Annotated in this window: 1 protein-coding gene; it reads left to right on the forward strand. The window is 26.8% G+C overall.

Going from position 1 to position 883, the window contains the following annotated elements; genetic code table 11:
* Nucleotides 1–88: 88 nt before the first annotated feature.
* Nucleotides 89–883 (forward strand): glycosyltransferase (locus L8T82_RS07915; protein WP_263726284.1); only part of this gene is annotated, 795 nt, incomplete at its 3' end.

The raw sequence follows: 883 nt of genomic DNA on the forward strand, positions 1-883 counted from the left end.
AGTCAAGAGATTGAAGAGAGAATTTAAGGAAAATGGAGGTAGGATATAATAGTGAATGTATTCTTAGTGTTTTCTGGGAGGTGTTTCTATGGTTAAACAAGAAGTTAGCAGTTTTTGGTATATTCCGAAAGGATATGATGGTATAGGTTTGATGGAAATTTTATCCATCAAATCTTTTATAGATAATGGATATAGATTTATTCTCTATACTTATAATTTAAATGATATTATTTTTAATAAGTTGAATGATATGTTTGATGATTTTGAACTAAGAGATGCAAATGAAATTATTTCTTTTGAAAGATATTTTAGTGATGATAGAGGTGCTGGAGTAGCTGCTTTTAGTGATTATTTTAGGTTTAATATGTTATACAAGCGAGGTGGTGTATGGGTGGATCTTGATATGATCTGTTTAAATTATATAGATATATCTCAAAATTATATATTTTCACAAGAAATAAATAACGATGAAACAAAGCCAAGAATTACTACATCGTTTTTGAAATTTCCAAAAGGTAGCGAATTTGGAAAAAAATTAATCTATGAAGCAGATCAAATTATAAATAATAAAAAATTAATTAAATGGGGAGTTATTGGACCTTGGTTTTTAGCAGAACAGGTGAAAAAATATAGTTTACAAAAATATGCTTGGAGTTTTGAGAAAACTTGTCAAATTTCTTGGATGAAAGCAAGAGATTTTGTAAATAAATTAGAATTTGATGACTCTCAGCCATTTTTGCATTTATTTGCAGAAATGTGGAGAACTTGGGGCTTGGAAAAAAACTTTTTTTACAAAGATAATATTTATGGTAGTTTGTTAAAAAAATATAATATTATTCAATTAAGTTTGGAATTAGATTATATCAATCCAATTGTATTGAAC

Source organism: Campylobacter sp. IFREMER_LSEM_CL292 (genome assembly GCF_025771615.1).
GTDB classification, from domain to species: Bacteria; Campylobacterota; Campylobacteria; order Campylobacterales; family Campylobacteraceae; genus Campylobacter_D; species Campylobacter_D lari_D.